This window comes from Streptomyces sp. NPDC052114, from assembly GCF_040680155.1.
In the GTDB taxonomy this organism is placed as follows: Bacteria; Actinomycetota; Actinomycetes; order Streptomycetales; family Streptomycetaceae; genus Streptomyces.
Window position 1 is genome coordinate 180,485 of record NZ_JBFAWC010000010.1, and the last position, 17,107, is coordinate 197,591.

Genomic DNA, 17,107 nt, shown 5'->3' on the forward strand with positions numbered 1-17,107 from the left:
ATGTCCTTTCCTCTCCTGACAGCGACGGCGGCCCTGCCCGCGGTCGGCGCGATCGCCACGGCAGCCGTTCCGGCCGCCCGGCGGACCGCCGCCAAGTGGCTCGCGCTGCTGGTATCGCTCGCCACGCTCGCGCTGGCCGTGACCGTCCTGGTGCGGTTCGACCCGGACGGCGACCGCTATCAACTGACCGAGTCGCACTCCTGGATCAAGGACTTCGGGGTGCGCTACGAGCTCGGGGTGGACGGCATCGCCGTCGCGCTCATCGCGCTCACCGCCCTGCTGATCCCCTTCATCATCCTGGCGGGCTGGCACGACGCCGACCCCCTGGAGACCAAGTCGTCGCGCTGGCGTCCCACCCAGGGCTTCTTCGCCCTGATCCTGGCCGTCGAGGCGATGGTGATCATCTCCTTCGAGGCCACCGACGTCTTCCTCTTCTACATCTTCTTCGAAGCCATGCTCATCCCGATGTACTTCCTCATCGGCGGCTTCGGAGACCGTGCCCACACGGGCAGCGACGAGAACGCCTCGGCCCAACGCTCGTACGCGGCCGTGAAGTTCCTCCTCTACAACCTGGTCGGCGGCCTCATCATGCTGGCCGCGGTGATCGGGCTCTACGTGGTCGCGGGGAACTTCTCCCTCCAGGAGATCTCCGCCGCGCGCGCGGACGGCTCGCTCGACATGGCGACCAACACCGAGCGGCTGCTGTTCCTCGGCTTCTTCTTCGCCTTCGCGGTGAAGGCGCCGCTGTGGCCGCTGCACACCTGGCTGCCGAACGCGATGGGGGAGTCCACGGCCCCCGTCGCCGTACTGATCACGGCCGTCGTCGACAAGGTCGGCACCTTCGCGATGCTGCGGTTCTGCCTCGGGCTCTTCCCCGAGGCGAGCGAGTGGGCGACGCCCGTCGTCCTCGTCCTCGCGCTGATCAGCATCATCTACGGCGCACTGCTCGCCGTGGGCCAGCGCGACATCAAGCGCCTGGTGGCGTACGCGTCGATCTCGCACTTCGGCTTCATCATCCTCGGCATCTTCGCGATGACCTCGCAGGGCCAGTCCGGCGCGACGCTCTACATGGTCAACCACGGCATCTCGACCGCCGCGCTGATGCTGGTCGCCGGCTTCCTGATCTCGCGGCGCGGCTCGCGCCTGATCGCGGACTACGGAGGCGTGCAGAAGGTCGCCCCGGTGCTCGCGGGCACGTTCCTGATCGGCGGTCTCGCCACGCTCTCGCTGCCGGGGCTCGCGCCCTTCGTGAGTGAGTTCCTGGTCCTGGTCGGTGCCTTCGCGCGCTATCCGGTGGTCGGGATCATCGCGACCCTCGGCATCGTGCTCGCCGCCCTGTACACCCTCGTCCTCTACCAGCGGACGATGACGGGCCCCGTGAAGGCGGAGGTCTCGGCCATGCCCGACCTGCGGGTGCGTGAACTGGTCGTCGTCGCCCCGCTGATCGCGCTCCTGATCGGCCTCGGGGTCTACCCGAAGCCGCTCACCGACCTGGTGAACCCGGCGGTCAAGCACACCATGTCCGACGTACAGAAGAAGGACCCCAAGCCCGAGGTGGAGGCGGCCAAGTGAGCGCATCAGCCGTCCACAGCCTGTGGACAATGGCGGCCGATCCGATCGACAAGATCGACGCGCCCAAGATCGAGTATGGGCAGCTCTCGCCGATGTTGATCGTCATCGGCGCGGCCGTCATCGGAGTGCTCATCGAAGCCTTCGTCCCACGCAAGTCCCGTTACTACGTCCAACTGTTCGTCTCCGTGGTCGCCCTGGCCGCCGCCTTCGCCGCGGTCGTCGGGCTCGCCGCCCGCGGTTTCGGCACGACGAAGGCCCAGATCGCGGCCATGGGCGCGATCGCGGTCGACGGTCCGGCGCTCTTCCTTCAGGGCACGATCCTGCTCGCGGGGCTCGTCGCGATCTTCACCTTCGCCGAGCGGCGCCTGGACCCGGTGGCGCACGGCAACCGCGTCGACTCGTTCGTCCCGCAGGCCGGCTCCGTGCCGGGCAGCGAGGGCGAACAGGCCGCCACCAAGGCCGGGTTCGCCACCACCGAGGTGTTCCCGCTGGCGCTCTTCGCCATCGGCGGCATGCTCGTCTTCCCCGCGGCCAACGACCTCCTGACGCTCTTCATCGCGCTGGAAGTCTTCTCCCTGCCGCTGTACCTGCTGTGCGCGCTGGCCCGCCGCAAGCGCCTCATGTCGCAGGAAGCCGCCGTCAAGTACTTCCTGCTCGGCGCCTTCGCCTCGGCGTTCACGCTCTTCGGCATCGCGCTCCTGTACGGCTACGCGGGCAGCGTCTCGTACGCGACGATCGCGAACGTCGTCGAGGGCAACGTGAAGACCGTGGACCCGGCGCTCGCCGACACCATGGGCAACGACGCGCTGCTCCTGATCGGCGTCGCGATGGTCGTGATGGGGCTGCTCTTCAAGGTGGGCGCGGTGCCGTTCCACATGTGGACCCCGGACGTGTACCAGGGCGCCCCGACGCCGGTCACCGGCTTCATGGCGGCCGCGACGAAGGTGGCCGCGTTCGGCGCGCTCCTGCGTCTCCTGTACGTGGTCCTGCCGGGCCTGCGCTGGGACTGGCGGCCGGTCATGTGGGGCGTCGCGATCATCACGATGCTGGGCGGCGCGATCGTCGCGATCACCCAGACCGACATCAAGCGGCTCCTCGCGTACTCGTCCATCGCGCACGCGGGCTTCATCCTCGCCGGTGTCATCGCCACCACCCCCGACGGCGTCTCCTCCGTCCTCTTCTACCTGGGTGCCTACTCCTTCGTGACCATCGGCGCCTTCGCCGTCGTCACGCTGGTGCGGGACGCGGGCGGCGAGGCCACGCACCTGTCCAAGTGGGCGGGGCTCGGACGCAGGTCCCCGCTGGTCGCGGCGGTCTTCGCGGTCTTCCTGCTCGCCTTCGCCGGCATTCCGCTGACGTCCGGGTTCACCGGGAAGTTCGCGGTGTTCAAGGCGGCGGCGGAGGGCGGCGCGGGCGCGCTGGTCGTGGTCGGTGTCCTGTCGTCGGCGATCGCCGCGTTCTTCTACATCCGCGTGATCGTCCTGATGTTCTTCAGCGAGCCGAAGGCGGACGGCCCCACGGTCGCCGTGCCCTCGCCGCTGACGATGACGGCGATCGGCGTCGGCGTCGCGGTGACGCTGGTGCTGGGTGTGGCCCCGCAGTACTTCCTGGACCTGGCGAGCCAGGCGGGGGTCTTCGTCCGCTAGCCGCGCCCTTCCGTACGCCGCCGCCCGGCACCCTGTTCGACTGGGGTGCCGGGCGGTGGCGTGTGGCGGGTGCGGGCCTGTGGATAACTTTCCGGGCTGTCGGTGCGGAGCCCTATCGTGGAGGCAGTGGTCGAGGCAGGACGTACGACGGGGACGACCGGTACGGCGGGGGACAGGGCGATGGATGGGATCAAGGGCATGAGCGAGGTGACGGCACCGGACCCGGTGGCGGGTTCGGTGACGGAGAGCGACGCACTGCGGACGCTCCATCGCGTCTTCGGGTACGACGCGTTCCGTGGCGAGCAGGAATCGATCATCGAGCATGTGGTGGGCGGCGGGGACGCCGTCGTCCTCATGCCGACCGGCGGCGGCAAGTCCCTCTGCTATCAGATCCCGGCCCTGGTCAGGCCGGGCACAGGCGTGGTGGTCTCCCCGCTCATCGCGCTGATGCAGGACCAGGTGGACGCCCTGCGGGCACTCGGCGTGCGGGCCGGGTTCATCAACTCCACGCAGGACTTCGACGAGCGCCGCGTCATGGAGGCGGAGTTCCTCGCGGGCGAGCTCGACGTGCTGTATCTCGCCCCCGAGCGGCTGCGCCTGGACTCGACCCTGGAGCTTCTGGGGCGGGCCAAGATCTCCGTCTTCGCCATCGACGAGGCGCACTGCGTCGCCCAGTGGGGCCACGACTTCCGCCCGGACTATCTGGCCCTGTCGCTGCTCGGCGAGCGCTGGCCGGACGTGCCGCGGATCGCCCTGACGGCCACGGCGACGCACGCCACGCACCGGGAGATCACCCAGCGGCTCGGCATGCCGGACGCCAAGCACTTCGTGGCGAGCTTCGACCGGCCCAACATCCAGTACCGCATCGTGCCCAAGGCCGAGCCGAAGAAGCAGCTCCTGTCCTTCCTGAAGGAGGAGCACGCGGGCGACGCGGGCATCGTCTACTGCCTGTCGCGCAACTCGGTCGAGAAGACCGCCGAGTTCCTCTGCAAGAACGGCATCGAGGCCGTCCCGTACCACGCGGGCCTGGACGCCGGCACGCGCGCGGCCCACCAGTCCCGCTTCCTGCGGGAGGAGGGCCTCGTCGTCTGCGCCACGATCGCCTTCGGCATGGGCATCGACAAGCCGGACGTCCGCTTCATCGCCCACCTCGACCTGCCGAAGTCGGTCGAGGGGTACTACCAGGAGACGGGCCGCGCCGGTCGCGACGGCCTGCCCTCGACGGCCTGGATGGCGTACGGCCTGCAGGACGTCGTCCAGCAGCGCAAGCTGATCCAGGGCGGCGAGGGCGACGAGGCGTTCCGCCGGCGGGCGGCGTCCCATCTGGACTCGATGCTGGCGCTGTGCGAGACGGCCCAGTGCCGCCGCGCCCAGCTCCTCACCTACTTCGGCCAGGAGGCGGCCGAGCAGTCCTGCGGGAACTGCGACACCTGCCTCACCCCGCCCGAGACCTGGGACGGCACGGTCGCGGCGCAGAAGGTGCTCTCCACCGTCGTGCGTCTCCAGCGCGAGCGCGGCCAGAAGTTCGGCACGGGCCAGATCATCGACATCCTCCTGGGCAAGAAGACCGCGAAGGTCATCCAGTTCGACCACGACCAGCTCTCCGTCTTCGGCATCGGCGAGGAGCTGGCGGAGGCCGAGTGGCGGGGCGTGGTGCGGCAGCTGCTGGCCCAGGGCCTGATCGCGGTCGAGGGGGAGTACGGCACGCTGGTGCTCACCGAGACGAGCGGTTCCGTTCTGGGCCGCGAGCGGGAGGTGCGGCTGCGCAAGGAGCCGAAGCGGGCTCCCGCCGCGCGGGCGTCCAAGAGCGAGCGCAAGGCCAAGTCGGCGGCTGCCGCGGCCGAGCTGCCGCAGGAGGCCGTGCCGCTCTTCGAGGCCCTGCGCGCCTGGCGCGCCGCACAGGCCAAGGAGCAGGGCGTCCCGGCGTACGTCATCTTCCACGACGCCACCTTGCGGGAGATCGCCTCCCTGCGCCCCGCGGCGGTGGGTGACCTCGCGGGCATCAGCGGAGTCGGCGAGAAGAAGCGGGCGACGTACGGCGAGGGGGTGGTCGGTGTCGTCGCCGAGTTCCTGGGCAACGCGCCGGCGGCCGGAGCCGGGGGCGGCGCACCCGCCGGTGCCGACGCGTCCACGGGCCCGGACCTGCCCCTGACCGACGACATGGAGCCGGACTGGGGGGACGAGGAGCCGGACTGGGCGTCTTAGGAGGCGGGTCCCGGAGTCGGGGCTCAGCCCTCTGCCAGTGCCTCCCTCACCGCCCGCAGCACCTCCGTGTCGTCCGCTCCCAGGGCCCGCGCCGCCTGGGTGAACTCGCGTGCCAGCGAGGTCAGTCGGCTCGGGTCGGTGTGGGGCGGGCCCGCCGGGAGGGGGGCCACTCTTGTGCCGGCGCCTCGGCGGGTCTGGATCAGGGAGGCCGATTCCAGTTCGCGGTAGGCGCGGGCCACCGTGCCCGCCGCGAGGCCCAGGTCGGCGGCGAGCTGGCGGACGGGTGGGAGGCGCTCGCCCTGGGGGAGGCGGCCCGAGGTGATCAGGGCGGAGAGCTGGGCCCGGATCTGTTCGTAGGGCGGCACGGGGCTGGTGGTGTCGACCCGGACGGCGGGGCCCGCGCCCTGGCCCGTCATCGGCGGTCGGCCCGGGGGAAGACGATCGTGGTCAGGCACCACGTCATGGTCGCCATGGCGCAGAGCGCCACCGGGATCAGGAGCCAGGCCGAGCCGGACGTGCCCATGCAGTCGAGGCTCAGCAGGGAGCTTGCGGCGAACGTGGCGGCGCCGAGCAGCGGAGTGGAGACCAGCAGCCCCCAGGCCGCCGTGATCGCCAACGCCCGGTCGCGGCGCGGCTGTTCCTCCGAAGGGCGGCGGGCGATTCTGCGCAGGGACCACGCGCAGGCGGCCGTGCCGACGGCGAGCGAGGCCAGGACCGGGGCGCCGTAGAAGAGTCCGGGCCACGGGCCGACCGTCTGCGTCAGGCCCTGGCAGGTGGCGGAGAGAGAGCGCCCGGCGCGGCCCTGGTCGTCCGGCGCGGCGACGGCCGCCGCCACGGCGAGGAGGGCGACGAGCGCGAGCGCCTGCGCGGCGAGGAAGCGCAGCACGCGGTGCGGCACATAGTCGCGGGCCCTGCGCGGGGTGAGGCCCGCGCTGCGCACCGGACCGCGCGGCGGCGGGGTGAGCGCGTCGCCGAGGAGGACACCGGCGACGGCGCACAGGCCGAACGCCGGTATGGCGTAGAGGATCCCGACGCCCAGGCCGTCGTCGCGCGAGGCCACCGCCCACGCGGCGGCGGCTCCGGCGGCGAGGCCGGCCCAGCGTGCGTACAGATCCACGCGGGCGCGCGCGGCCGCTTCCGGTGGGAGCGGTGGCGCGGTGCGGGTGTCGGTATCGGTGCCGTGCATGCGTGAACCCCCGAGTGAGTGGGGCCGGGTGGTCGGTCCGGCCCTGTGCTCAGCGCCCGCTTGTATCAAGCGCTGAGTACAAGTTCACCTCGCTCGGGGGCTTGTGTCAAGCAGTCGGTACAAATTCGCGCTGCCCCTGCGATCGGGGCGCCCGGCTCAGCGCGCCGACGCGATGCGGCCCGTCACCTCGCCCAGGCCGACCCTGGTCCCGCCGGGGCCCGGCGCCCACGCGGAGAGCGTGACCTCGTCGCCGTCCTCCAGGAACGTCCGCTTGCCGTCGGGGAGTTCGAGGGGGTCGCGGCCGTTCCAGGTGATCTCGATCAGGGAGCCGTACTGGTCGGCCGAGGTGCCGCTGACCGTGCCCGAGCCGTAGAGGTCGCCGGTGCGCAGCGACGCGCCGTTGACCGTCATGTGCGCCAGCTGCTGCGCGGCCGTCCAGTAGACGCCGGCGAACGGCGGCTCGGAGATGACCCGGCCGTTCAGCGTCACCGTGATGCGCAGGTCGTAGCCGCCGGGCTCGTCCACCGTCTCCGCGGAGTCGTCCAGGTAGGGCAGGAGCGGATGCGTGCGCTCCGGGGGAGCGACGCGTGCCGCGTCCAGTGCCTCCAGCGGGGTGATCCACGCGGACACCGAGGTGGCGAAGGACTTGCCCAGGAACGGCCCCAGCGGGACGTACTCCCAGGCCTGGATGTCGCGCGCGGACCAGTCGTTGAGGAGCGTGAGGCCGAAGACGTGCTCCCGGAAGTCCGTCAGGGGAACGGGGGTCCCGTGGGCCGACGGCGCGCCGACGACGAAGCCGACCTCCGCCTCGATGTCGAGCCGGACCGACGGGCCGAAGACGGGCGTCTCGTCCGTCGGCGTCTTGCGCTGGCCCGTGGGGCGTACGACATCCGTACCGGAGACCATGACGGTGCCGGAGCGGCCGTGGTAACCGATGGGCAGGTGCTTCCAGTTGGGCGTCAGCGGGGTCGGCGAGTCCGGGCGGAACATCTTGCCCAGGTTCGTCGCGTGGTTCTCCGAGGCGTAGAAGTCGACGTAGTCCGCGACCTCGAACGGCAGGTGCAGGGTCACTTCGGAGAGGGGGTGCAGCAAGGGGCGCACGGTGTTGCGGTGGGACGGGACCGTGACCCAGGCCGTCAGGGCGCGCCGTACGTCGGACCAGGCCGTGCGGCCCGCGGCGAGCAGCGGGTTCAGCGTGGGCCGTGCCAGGAGCGAGACGTAGGGGGAGCCGAGCGCGGCCGCCGCGGCGCCCGCGTCCAGGACGTACGAGCCGAGTCGCACGCCGACCCTGCGCCGGTCGTCCTCCTCCCCGGCCAGGGAGAAGACGCCGTAGGGGAGGTTGTGCGGCCCGAAGGGGTCGCCCTCGGGCAGGCCGAAGGGGTCGCCCCCGGGCAGGCCGGTGGAGCCACCCTCGGGGAGTCCGGTGGAGTCACCGGCGGCCGGGTCGAGCGGGGTCTGCTCGGACATGCGTACCTGCCTCGCTTTCCATAGGGATGTGCCACACGTTACGTGTGGACCCCCCTGTTTCGGCAGTGCCTAAAGAGTTCGTAATGTCCGAATAAGTCTTGCTGGAGTGGTCAATTCCGGCTTAGCGTCCTTGGCGGGACACGGACGCGGACGGGGTGGGTCCGGGTCGGATCGGGCGTACGTGGGGGGACCCGTGGCCATGAAGACCAGCAGTGTGCCGTGCTCGCCGAACCGGAATGTCCCGGGCCTGATCGTCAAGTTCGGCGACTATCCCCTGCACCACGGCGGCGTGGGCGCCATCAGGAGCCTCGGCAGGCTCGGCGTCCCCATGTACGCGATCACGGAGGACCGTTACACCCCCGCCGCCGCGTCCCGGCACCTCACCCGCGCCTTCCCCTGGTCCACCACCGGCACTGAAGAGCCGGAACGCCTGGTGGAGGGGCTGCTGCGCGTCGGCCGGAGGATCGGCAGGCCGGCCGTGCTCATCCCCACCGACGAAGAGGCCGCCGTCCTGATCGCCGAGCACCAGGACGAGCTGTCCGCACAGGACACCGGGTTCGGCGGATTCCTCTTCCCGCGCGTGGAAGCGGAACTTCCGCGGCGGCTCGCCAGCAAGCAGGGTCTGCACGAGCTGTGCGTGCAGCACGGCATCGCCTCGCCGGTCGCGGTGTTCCCCGAAAGCCAGGCGGACATCGTGGATTTCGCCCGTACGGCCCGCTTCCCGGTGGTGGCCAAGAACCGGGAGGCCTTCACCCGTCGAAAACGGCCCGCGGTGAACGGCACCACCCGCATCGGGACCCCCGAGGGTCTGCTCGCGCTCGCGCGCGACTGGGGCGAGCGGCCCGGCGTGATCCTCCAGGAGTACCTGCCGAGGGAGGACGCCGAGGACTGGATCGTGCACGGGTACTTCGGCGCGGACTGTGTCCCGCGCGCGTTGTTCACGGGCGTCAAGGTCCGCTCGTGGCCGCCGCACGCGGGGATGACGGCGAACGCGTACGTCGTCGACAACCCGGAACTCGCGGACCTCGCCACGCGTTTCATCAAGCAGATCGGCTTCACCGGCATCATCGACCTGGACCTGCGCTTCGACCGGCGCGACGGTCAGTACAAACTGCTCGACTTCAACCCCCGCATGGGAGCCCAGTTCCGGCTCTTCGAGAGCGACGCGGGAATGGACGTCGTCCGTGCCATGCATCTCGACCTGACGGGACGCGCCGTCCCCGAGGGGAACCAACGCACCGGCCATCGGTACGTCGTGGAGAACATCGACCTGCCCGCCCTCGTCGCGTACCGCCGCAGCGGGTACACGACGCCGCACGCGCCCGCCCGCGCGAGCGGCACCGAGCTGGCGTGGCTCGCCCCGGACGACATGCTGCCGTTCTTCACGATGCTCGCGCGGTTCGTCCGGCCGGGGGCGAAGCACCTCTACCAGCTGTGGCGCACCCAGCGCCGCGGCAGCGGTGCCACGGCGCGGTAGCCGCTCGCGCGGGCCGCCGGGCGAGGCGCTCGCACCACCGGCGCGAGCCGGTACGCGCACCACCGCACCACAGCAATACGCACCACCACGAAGTAGACACATGTACAGAGTGACGTCCTGGGGAGGGACTTCGTGATGCAACCGGTAGCAGTCATCGGGGCCGGGCCGTACGGTCTGTCCACCGCCGCCCACCTACGGGCGCGCGGCATCCCGGTGCGGGTGTTCGGCGAGCCGATGGTGAGCTGGCGTGCCCACATGCCCCAGGGGATGCTGCTGAAATCGACCCCCGTGGCCTCGAACATCGATGCCCCGCAGCGCGGCCACACCCTCGTCGACTACTGCGACGCGGCCGGCATCCCGCGCCTGGTCACGGACGAGGACATCATCCCGGTGGAGACCTTCGTCGGCTACGGGGAGTGGTTCCGGCAGGAGCTCGTGCCAGGTCTGGAGCGGGTGCGGGTCGTCTCGGTCGACCGTCGGGGGGCGGGCGGTCCGGGAGGGGCGGGGCGTGCCGGGGGCTTCGACCTGAAGCTGGACTCCGGGGAGTCGTTCACCGCGCGCGCGGTCGTCGTCGCGACGGGCCTGTCCGGGCTCTCGCGCCTGCCGCGCGAGCTCGCGGAGGCGGTGCCGGACGGGCCCACCCCCACAGGTCCTGTCTCGCACAGCTCCCAGCACCACGACCTGTCCCGCTTCTCGGGGCGCGACCTGATCGTGGTGGGGGCCGGGCAGTCCGCCCTGGAGACGGCCGCGCTCGCCGCCGAAGCGGGCGCGCGCGTGCGGGTGGTGGCCCGCGGCCGGGGTTCGGTGTCCTTCGGCGCGCCGCCCTGGCGGCAGCCGAGGTTCCGCCCGGAGTCGCCCTTCGGCCGGGCCTGGTCGCTGTACGCACTGAGCTACCACGCCGACCCGTACCGCCATCTGCCGCCCCAGGCAAGGCACTTCCTGGTGCGGCGCGTCCTTGGCCCGCTGGGCGCGTGGTGGCTGCGGGACCGCTTCGAGGGCAAGGTCGACGTGCGCGAGGTGCGCCGCATCAGGTCCACGCGCGTGCGGGACGGACAGCCCGTCCTGTCGGTCGAGAGGCTGAACGGCCGCCTGGTGGAGCTGGGCGCCGATCACGTCATCGCCGCGACCGGGTACCGCGTGGACCTCGCGGCGATGGACTTCCTCGGCCACGGTCTGCGGGCCCGCCTCGCGGCGAGCCGGGGCACGCCGAAGCTGGGCGCGGGGTACGTGTCGTCGGTGCCGGGCCTGTACTTCACCGGCATGCTGGGCGGCTCGTCGTTCGGCCCGGTGATGCGGTTCGTGTGCGGAACGGAGTTCGCCTCACCGCGCCTGGCACGGCATCTGGCGGCGCGTCACCGGTGACGGCGGCGGCGCCTCGCCGGTGACGCGGGGCCGGCCACCGGTCAGCGCCGGTGCGGTCACCGGTCATCACCGGTGCGGGGATCGGCCCTCTCGAAGGGGAGTCCGGTGGGTGACGGGCCAGCCGCTCGCGCACGTCGACGTCGCGACTCCCCGGTCCGCGCATCGGGATTCCGACGGTTTCGACGGCCTCGGCGATGTCCGTGGCGGCGCCGTCCGTCGCGTCGGCGGAGGCATCAGGCATGGTCACGGCGCTTGATGTGGAATGTGTTCTTCCGCTTTCCGGTGAACCAGGAAGGCCACGGACGCCCCCAGCTTCACACGCACCTTGTCAAGCCGCTTCCGGTCGGGCCCAGGATCCGTATTCTCTGGATCATGGCCGCTCCCCACGCATATGCCCTCATTGCCACTGACCTGGACGGGACGCTGCTGCGCGGCGACGACACGGTCTCCGACCGGTCGCGGCGGGCCCTGGCCGCCATCGGGGCGGCGGGCGCCCGGCACCTCGTGGTGACCGGCAGGCCCGCGCCGCGCGTACGGCCCCTCTTCGACGACCTCGGCTACGTGGGCCTCGCCGTCTGCGGGCAGGGAGCCCAGCTGTACGACGCCGGGGCGGAGCGCATGGAGTGGTCGGTGACCCTCGACCGCGAGCTCGCCGAGGCCGCGCTCGGCAAGATCGAGGCGGAGGTCGGGCAGGTCTACGCGGCCGTGGACCAGGACGGCGTGGACGGCCTCACGCTCATCGAGCCGGGGTACGAGATGCCGCACCCCACGCTGCCCGCGGTGCGCGTGCCCGGCCGCGGGGTGCTGTGGGAGGCGCCCATCAGCAAGGTGCTGCTGCGCCATCCGACGCTGGCGGACGACGAGTTGGCGGCGGTCGCGCGGGGCGCGGTGGGCTCGCTGGCGACGGTGACGATGTCGGGGCCCGGCACCGTGGAGCTCCAGCCGTGCGGGGTGACCAAGGCGACCGGGCTCGCGCTGGCCGCCGAGCGGCTCGGTCTGACGGCCGAGGACACGGTCGCCTTCGGGGACATGCCCAACGACATCCCGATGTTCATGTGGGCGGCGCACGGCGTGGCCATGGCCAACGCCCATGTCGAACTCAAGCTCGTGGCGGACGAGTTGACCCTCTCGAACGAGCACGACGGCATCGCCGTCGTGCTCGAACGCCTCCTGCGGGACGGCCGGATCGCGGCTAGCCCGCGGTCCGGCGGATCCGCTGCTCCCACGTCCGGTGGAAGACGACCTCTCCGCCTTCCCGGCACACCACCTCGTTCGCGGTGAGGAAGTCCGCCGCGTCGCAGGTGATCTCCGAGCGCGTCTCCACCGTCACGTCCCAGGCGAGTTCGGGGCGGTGCAGGCGGATGGTCCAGTCCGAGCGGGTGCGCGCGCTCAGCGGGTCGTTCTCCTGGATCGTGTACGTCTCCAGGGCGTCCTCGGTGAATTCGAGGCCGTCGGGGTACACGCGCGTGCCGCCGTACCGCGGGTCGACCTCCAGGCGCCACTCGCCCTTGGCGACATCGCGTACGACCAGGCGTTCGGGGCGCTGTCCGTCCAGGGTGGCCGGATGGACCACGCCGAGCGGCTCCGACTGCTCGGGTGCCTCGAAGGTGATCGAGGGGTCCGGGGCGCCCTCGCGCACGGGCAGTTCCACGGAACTGCCCACCGGTTCCAGGGTGAAGCCCGCCGAGTCCGCCTGCGGCCAGATCCAGGGCCAGTACGCGGAGGAGACCGCGAGGCGGATGCGGTGGCCCGCCGGGAAGGTGTGGCCGATGCCGTTGAGCTCGAAGGCCACGTCCTCGGTGGCGCCGGGCGGCCAGGCGTCGGCGCGGTCCCTGCCGTGCCGGGCGGAGAGGTTGAGCACGCCCCGGGTGACCAGGGTGGACGAGCCGTCGGGCGCGACGTCGCAGAGGCGGGCGACGGCCTGGCCGTAGGGCACGTCCATGCGCAGCCGCAGCGTCACCTTGGGCCGCCCGAGGACGCGTACCTCGGACGGGACCTCGAACTCGAAGCACGCCGACTTCGCGTCCTCGTCCCGCTGGTCGGGCGGCAGGTCGGCGTCGTTGCCGAAGGGGAAGAAGCGGCCGGCGTCCAGGCCGGTGTGCTGGGGGGAGTTCACGAGAAGGGGGCTGCCCTGGAGGGCGCACGTGACGGGTGTGACGTTCGGTGACGGCCAGGCCGGGTCGCCGACCCAGCCGCCCTTCATCTCCTCGTACACCGTCGCCGGTGGATGCGAATCGCTGATCCAGGAGCGGAGTTTCGGCTCGGCCATCACTCCGGTGTCGATGCCCTTGAGGTGGTGGTCCCACCAGCGCAGCGTCTCCTGGAGGAAGCCGATCGCCGGTCCAGGCGGCAGGCCGCGGTCGGGGTACTGGTGCGACCAGGGGCCGATCAGCCCGCGTACGCGGTCGTCGGGGAGGTGCTCGACCAGGCGCAGGACCGTGTCGCGGTACGGGTCGTGCCAGCCGCCCACCGCGAGGACCGCGGCGCCGATCGCGGAGTAGTCCTCGCAGACGCTGCCGTGCCGCCAGTACGCGTCGCGGGTCTGGTGGTCCAGCCAGGTGTGGATGAACGGGTCGACGGCCTCCAGGCGCGTCAGCCACATCTCGCGCCATGCGTCGCCCACGAACCGGGGGTCCGGCGGGCGCGACACGAAGGCGAGCATCGTCGCCGCCCAGGCGTGCATGTCCACCGCGAGGACGGAACCACCCATGTAGTGCACGTCGTTGTCATAGCGGTCGTCCGCCGAGCAGACCGTGACGATCGCCTTGAGCGGCTCGGGCGCGAGCGCCGCGATCTGGAGGGAGTTGAAGCCGCCCCAGGAGATGCCGAACATGCCGACCCTGCCGTTCGACCAGGGCTGCGCGGCCAGCCAGTTCACCACCTCGACGCCGTCCGCGAGCTCCTGCGCCGAGTACTCGTCGGTGGGCAGGCCCTCGCTGTTGCCGTGCCCGCGGACGTCGACGCGCACGGAGGCGTAGCCGTGGCCCGCGTACCAGGGGTGGCGCTGCCGGTCGCGCGGCGCCGTCCAGTCACTGAGCCGGTAGGGGAGGTACTCCAGGAGCACGGGGACGGGTTCGTCGGTGACCGGGCGCCACACGCGCGCGTAGAGCCTGGTCCCGTCCGCGAGGGGTACGCGGACGTCCTCGTGGGCGGTCTCGTACGGGAAGTCGGTGCGGATCTTCGGGTGCGGCATGGGAGGAACCTCAGTGGACGGGATGTCCCCGGCGGGCGGTGTGCCCTCAGTGGACGGGGTGCATGGTGCGGCGCAGCCACGGCGCGAGCGCGATCACGGCGAGGCCCGCGACCACGGCGACGGCGCCGTTCACGCCGAAGTACGCGGGGTTGGAGACCTCTCCGTACAACTTCACGACCTGTGCCTGGATGCCGTTGGCGAGCGCGAGGGAGAGGAACCACAGCGCCATCGTCTGGCTGGCGAAGGCCTTCGGGGCGAGCTTGGTCGTCGCCGACATGCCCGAGGTCTCCAGGAGGACGTCGCCGAGCCCGAGCAGCAGGTAGGAGCCGACGATCCACCAGGCGGCCATCCGGTACGAGTCCCCGCTGTGCCCGGAGGTGGGCAGGACCATCAGCAGGAACGACAGGCCGCCCAGGATCACGCCGAGCGCGATCTTGTTGGAGGCGTGCGGCTGGCGCGGGCCCATCCGCGCCCAGGCGGCGGCGACCACGGGGGCGAGCGCGACCTCGAAGGCGCCGAGCGCGGAGGCGTACCAGCTGGCGGGGAAGTGGAAGCCGAGGATCGACGTGCGCGCGTTCGTCGAGGCCAGCAGCATCATCGTCGAGTACGCCTGGAAGAGGATGAAGTTGAAGACGACCGAGGCGAGGAAGAGGACGACGTAGGGGCGCAGCCGGCCCCGCTCCTCGCGGGTGACGCGCGGGCTGCGGAACATCACCGCGAAGTAGACGACCGGCGCGATCACCGAGACGAGGGTGAGCAGGTCGACGAAGCGGTCCATGGTGAGCCAGCCGACGGCGGCCAGGACGCCCGCGAGCAGGGCGACGGCGACGAGCCCGGCGACGATCGTCAGGACCGCCCGGCGCATCGCGTCCCGGGGCAGCGCGAACTCCGCGGAGGCCTTGCGCCCGGCCAGGTGGCGGCGCCCCGCCACGTACTGGATCAGACCGAAGGTCATGCCGATCGCGGCCGCGGAGAAGCCCCAGTGCCAGCCCTTGTGGTCGCCGAGCCAGCCGGTGATCAGCGGTCCCGCGAAGGCGCCCACGTTGATCGCCATGTAGTACAGCGCGAAGCCGGCGTCGCGGCGCTCGTCCTCGGTGCGGTAGAGCTTGCCGACCATGGAGGCGACGTTGGGCTTGAGCAGGCCGGTGCCCGCGCTGATCAGGCCGAGCCCCACCCACGTCATGGTCGGGGTCGGCACGGCCATCGAGTAGTGGCCGCAGGCGATGAGGACGCCGCCCCACAGGACCGCGCGGTAGGAGCCGAGGATGCGGTCGGCGAGCCAGCCGCCCGCCACGGAGACCAGATAGACCAGCGTTCCGTACGCGGCGGAGACCGACGCGGCCGTGCCGGGGTCCATCCCCATGCCGTCGTTCGCGACCGAGTCGGCGAAGTAGAGGACCAGAATGGCCTGCATGCCGAGGAACGAGAAGCGCTCCCAGACCTCCAGGCCGGAGAGGGTGAGCAGGCCGCGCGGCTGCCCGAAGAAGGCGTGGTCGTCGCCCGGCGGCGGGTCCGTCGGCGGCTCTGCGGGCGGCTCGTACTCGGCCGTGGGACGGGACAAAGCGGGTTCTCCCGGTTGTTACGGTTCCTCTGGTGTGTGATGTCTCTTCTCGGTCCTATAGGCAGATCAAGAACATACCGGGGGAGAACGCACTCCGCCCGGTCACGGTCGTCGGGTGCGGGCGGAACGCCTCGCACCGCTTTGACCGGGGTGGCGGCGGGCGACGGGCGGGCAGGTGCTCGCCGTGATCGAAAGTCGACCGGATACGCTGACTTGAGTGATGGCAGCGACACATCGACAAACCGTGTCATCGACCGAGATCCAATGATCGACCGAGTTCGCCATGTGATCGTCAGCAGACAGGAGAACCTCTCGTGACCGTCGTCGGGCCTTTTGGGCTGAGCGTGCGGGACCAGGCTCTCGAAGCCGATGTCCAGGCAGGGTTGGCGGCTGTCGAGGAGGGCCTGCTCGAGGCCACCAAGAGCGAGGTCCCCTTCATCACCGAGGCCGCCCAGCACCTCGTGCGCGCCGGGGGAAAGCGTTTCCGCCCGCTGCTCGTGATGCTCGCCTCGCAGTTCGGCGATCCCTATGCGCCGGGTGTCGTGCCCTCCGCCGTGGTCGTCGAGCTCACGCACCTCGCGACGCTGTACCACGACGACGTGATGGACGAGGCGGACGTGCGCCGCGGCGTCGCCAGCGCCAACCAGCGCTGGGGCAACTCCGTCGCCGTCCTGACCGGTGACTTCCTCTTCGCCCGCGCCTCGTACATCCTGGCCGACCTCGGCCCGGAGGCGGTCCGCATCCAGGCGGAGGCCTTCGAGCGCCTGGTCACCGGCCAGATCCTGGAGACCGCGGGGCCCACCGAGGGCCGCGACCCGGTCGACCACTACCTCGACGTGCTCAGCGGCAAGACCGGCTCGCTGGTCGCCGTGGCGTGCCGGTTCGGCGCGATGATGTCGGGCGCCGACGAGACCGTCGTGGACGTCCTGACGCAGTACGGCGAGCGGCTCGGCGTCGCCTTCCAGCTCGCCGACGACGTGCTCGACATCGCCTCCGACTCGCACGAGTCGGGCAAGACGCCGGGCACGGACCTGCGCGAGGGCATCCCCACGCTGCCGGTGCTGCGGCTGCGCGAGCGGGTGGCGCGGCTCGGCCTCGCCGAGGACATCGCGCTGAGCGAGCTGCTCGACTCCGACCTCACCGACGACGCCCGGCACGCCGAGGCGCTCGCCCGGCTGCGGGTGCACCCCGCGCTGGAGCACGCCCGCAGGGACACCGTGCGCTATGCGGAGGACGCGCGCGCCGCGCTGGCCCCGCTGCCGGAGTGCGATGCGAAGGCGGCGCTGGTGGAGCTCTGTGACCTGGTGGTGCACCGGGCGGGCTGAGCGCCCAGACCTCACCTCGCGCATGTGATTCACGTCACATGACGGGTCCGTCCTGGATTGAGTCCAGGCTCGGATCCATTCCGTACTTCTCGCCGGAAGCCGACGCAGGGGGC

At 71.5% G+C, this 17,107-nt stretch carries 12 protein-coding genes; 7 read left to right on the forward strand and 5 right to left on the reverse strand.

From position 1 onward, the window contains the following. The 3 genes from AB0L89_RS23190 to recQ all read left to right on the forward strand — a co-directional run bounded on the left by AB0L89_RS23190 (nucleotide 1) and on the right by recQ (nucleotide 5,423). Nucleotides 1–1,572: an NADH-quinone oxidoreductase subunit M gene (locus tag AB0L89_RS23190; RefSeq protein WP_365143871.1), complete on the forward strand. Its 1,572-nt coding sequence runs from the start codon at nucleotides 1–3 to the stop codon at nucleotides 1,570–1,572. After that, nucleotides 1,569–3,218, forward strand: coding sequence for an NADH-quinone oxidoreductase subunit NuoN (gene nuoN, locus AB0L89_RS23195; protein WP_365143874.1), 1,650 nt, complete (start codon nucleotides 1,569–1,571; stop codon nucleotides 3,216–3,218). The genes AB0L89_RS23190 and nuoN overlap by 4 nt, the downstream gene beginning before the upstream one ends. A 198-nt stretch (nucleotides 3,219–3,416) precedes the next feature. Next, on the forward strand, nucleotides 3,417–5,423 hold the full coding sequence (gene recQ, locus AB0L89_RS23200; RefSeq protein ID WP_365144278.1) for a DNA helicase RecQ: 2,007 nt from the start codon (nucleotides 3,417–3,419) through the stop codon (nucleotides 5,421–5,423). A gap of 23 nt (nucleotides 5,424–5,446) precedes the next feature. On the opposite strand, the gene AB0L89_RS23205 is transcribed toward recQ, so the two are convergent. From AB0L89_RS23205 to fahA, 3 genes are all read right to left on the reverse strand, one after another. Continuing rightward, a complete protein-coding gene (locus AB0L89_RS23205; protein WP_365144281.1) occupies nucleotides 5,447–5,839 on the reverse strand; it encodes a GntR family transcriptional regulator in 393 nt (130 codons plus the stop codon). After that, entirely contained in the window at nucleotides 5,836–6,609 is a 774-nt protein-coding gene (locus tag AB0L89_RS23210; RefSeq protein ID WP_365143877.1) for a hypothetical protein, read from the reverse strand. Before AB0L89_RS23210 ends, AB0L89_RS23205 begins: the two co-directional genes overlap by 4 nt. Before the next feature lie 156 nt (nucleotides 6,610–6,765). Further along, nucleotides 6,766–8,076, reverse strand: a complete 1,311-nt coding sequence (gene fahA, locus AB0L89_RS23215; RefSeq protein WP_365143880.1) for a fumarylacetoacetase — start codon at nucleotides 8,074–8,076, stop codon at nucleotides 6,766–6,768. 199 nt (nucleotides 8,077–8,275) lie between these two features. Between fahA and AB0L89_RS23220 the strand changes: the two genes are divergently transcribed. From AB0L89_RS23220 to AB0L89_RS23230, 3 genes are all read left to right on the forward strand, one after another. Continuing rightward, the gene (locus tag AB0L89_RS23220) at nucleotides 8,276–9,553 is read left to right on the forward strand and encodes an ATP-grasp domain-containing protein (RefSeq protein WP_365143883.1); all 1,278 of its coding nucleotides are present in this window, start codon (nucleotides 8,276–8,278) and stop codon (nucleotides 9,551–9,553) included. Between the two features lie 132 nt (nucleotides 9,554–9,685). Next, complete coding sequence (locus AB0L89_RS23225; RefSeq protein ID WP_365143886.1) at nucleotides 9,686–10,915, forward strand: NAD(P)-binding domain-containing protein; 1,230 nt, start codon at nucleotides 9,686–9,688, stop codon at nucleotides 10,913–10,915. Nucleotides 10,916–11,287: 372 nt separating this feature from the next. Then, entirely contained in the window at nucleotides 11,288–12,196 is a 909-nt protein-coding gene (locus tag AB0L89_RS23230) for an HAD family hydrolase (protein ID WP_365143889.1), read from the forward strand. On the opposite strand, the gene AB0L89_RS23235 is transcribed toward AB0L89_RS23230, so the two are convergent. Both AB0L89_RS23235 and AB0L89_RS23240 read right to left on the reverse strand, forming a co-directional pair. Beyond that, complete coding sequence (locus tag AB0L89_RS23235) at nucleotides 12,108–14,108, reverse strand: CocE/NonD family hydrolase (protein WP_365143892.1); 2,001 nt, start codon at nucleotides 14,106–14,108, stop codon at nucleotides 12,108–12,110. The two genes, AB0L89_RS23230 and AB0L89_RS23235, sit on opposite strands and share 89 nt — an antisense overlap. A 46-nt stretch (nucleotides 14,109–14,154) precedes the next feature. Further along, entirely contained in the window at nucleotides 14,155–15,669 is a 1,515-nt protein-coding gene (locus AB0L89_RS23240; protein WP_365143895.1) for a peptide MFS transporter, read from the reverse strand. A 314-nt stretch (nucleotides 15,670–15,983) separates the two neighbouring features. Here AB0L89_RS23240 and AB0L89_RS23245 point away from each other — a divergent pair, with 314 nt between their 5' ends. After that, nucleotides 15,984–16,994, forward strand: coding sequence for a polyprenyl synthetase family protein (locus AB0L89_RS23245; protein ID WP_365143898.1), 1,011 nt, complete (start codon nucleotides 15,984–15,986; stop codon nucleotides 16,992–16,994). The last annotated feature ends 113 nt before the right edge of the window (nucleotides 16,995–17,107 follow it).